Origin of the sequence: Nonomuraea sp. 10N515B (genome assembly GCF_052245915.1) — a bacterium.
Classification (GTDB): Bacteria; Actinomycetota; Actinomycetes; order Streptosporangiales; family Streptosporangiaceae; genus Nonomuraea.
In genome coordinates this window covers 1-1,312 of sequence record NZ_JBQQBQ010000202.1, presented here as the reverse complement: position 1 = coordinate 1,312, position 1,312 = coordinate 1, and the positions used below count along the sequence as shown (strand labels likewise).

At 64.5% G+C, this 1,312-nt stretch carries 3 protein-coding genes; 1 reads left to right on the top strand and 2 read right to left on the bottom strand.

The window, feature by feature from the left end; genetic code table 11:
- Positions 1-94: 94 nt before the first annotated feature.
- A complete protein-coding gene (locus tag ACTWQA_RS59040) occupies positions 95-541 on the bottom strand; it encodes a DUF6262 family protein (RefSeq protein ID WP_443167506.1) in 447 nt (148 codons plus the stop codon).
- The gene (locus ACTWQA_RS59035) at positions 531-734 is read right to left on the bottom strand and encodes a hypothetical protein (RefSeq protein ID WP_443167505.1); all 204 of its coding nucleotides are present in this window, start codon (positions 732-734) and stop codon (positions 531-533) included. Before ACTWQA_RS59035 ends, ACTWQA_RS59040 begins: the two co-directional genes overlap by 11 nt.
- A gap of 24 nt (positions 735-758) precedes the next feature.
- Between ACTWQA_RS59035 and ACTWQA_RS59030 the strand changes: the two genes are divergently transcribed.
- Positions 759-1,043 (top strand): hypothetical protein, encoded by a 285-nt coding sequence (locus ACTWQA_RS59030; RefSeq protein ID WP_443167504.1) that lies wholly within the window; start codon positions 759-761, stop codon positions 1,041-1,043.
- The last annotated feature ends 269 nt before the right edge of the window (positions 1,044-1,312 follow it).

Sequence of the window (1,312 nt, the reverse complement as noted above, 5' to 3'; positions counted from 1 at the left end):
CGAAGCTTATCTTTAGCTTCGATTTCGATCATGGCTGTGACCAGCGGAGATTCGATGTGGACGGTGTCGTCGACGAGCTCATGGAGTTGTCCTGTCAGCAGGGTCCGGTGAGTTTGGAGGAAGCACGCTTCGGCGTGTCGCGGTGAGCGACCTGCCCCAGGATCTCGGCGGCGCGGCGCTCGCCGAGGGCACGAGCGAGTGCATCGCGCAGTTGCTGGTTGTCGGCTTCAAGACGGCGAATACGAGCTGTGGCCACCTCCAGACGGCGCGGCAACGACGGATCGGAGGCGCGCTGACGCTGCGGCGGAGGCGGCGAGGACGGGGTCGGGTGTCGTTGGCGGAGATGCTCGATCTCGGCGCGCAGGTCGTCTTGGGTGTAGAGCCATGATCGAGACACGTTGGCCTGCCGGGCGACGGCGTCGAAGGTGACGTGCTGGCCGGCGGCGTCCATGCGGCGCAGGGCGGCGATGGCCCGCTGGCGGGTCTGCTCGGCCCGGCGCCGGGCGGCGGCGACGACGTGATGGGTGTTGTCAGCTCGCATCGGCTTCTTCGGCCTCGTCCTTCTCGATCTCGCCGATCATGCGGTCCAGGTTGGCGAGCACCTGCTGGTTCATCTCCGCGACCCGGGTCTGGCCCTTGCCGTTGGACACCTCGATGAGGGTGAGCGTGCGGTGGCGTTGCTCGCGGAGTTCGGGCAGGAATTCTGGGCCGGTGATGAAGACCGGGCAGGTCAAGCCCCGTTAACTGAACTAACTCCGATGTTGCAGCAGTTCATGGTGGGTTTCGGTGACTGGCGCTACTTTGTCCGCGTGATCGAATCGGATGGGGAGCAGGGACGCGATCTGTCGCGGCTTGTGGTGTCGCGGGCGGGTCGTCTCGTGGCGACCGGTGATGCCGGTGAGCCGTATCGCATCGCGGGTCCCGGCGGCGAGGTCGTGGAGCCAGTGTCGGTTTTCCTGCGGGACCTGCTGGCCTCGGGCAGGTCGGAGTCGACGCTGAGGTCGTACGCCCACTTATGCCGCTCTCGGCATAAATGCGCGTAGGCCTTGATCGTGTTCGGCGACTTCTCGATCGAGGTCAGATAGGCCAGGAACTGCTCGACCGGCTCGACAGGGACGTGTTCGTTCCCGAGCAGAGTCCATGACTCCGTCTCCGAGTCCGGCATGAGTACTCGTTGTACGCGCATTGAATCCCCCGCTTCCGTGCTGGACAGCGGAAGGTAATCGCATCCACCACGATGATCGGGAAGGAGTTAGCGCAGGTCATACACGTCAGAGACGGAGCCTTGAGGGCTCAAGATAACGAAGCCGAG

Excerpts from the sequence above, each read along its gene's own strand:
- ACTWQA_RS59040 (WP_443167506.1), bottom strand. The coding sequence starts at position 541 with ATGCGAGCTGACAACACCCATCACGTCGTCGCCGCCGCCCGGCGCCGG.
- ACTWQA_RS59030 (WP_443167504.1), top strand. The coding sequence starts at position 759 with ATGTTGCAGCAGTTCATGGTGGGTTTCGGTGACTGGCGCTACTTTGTC.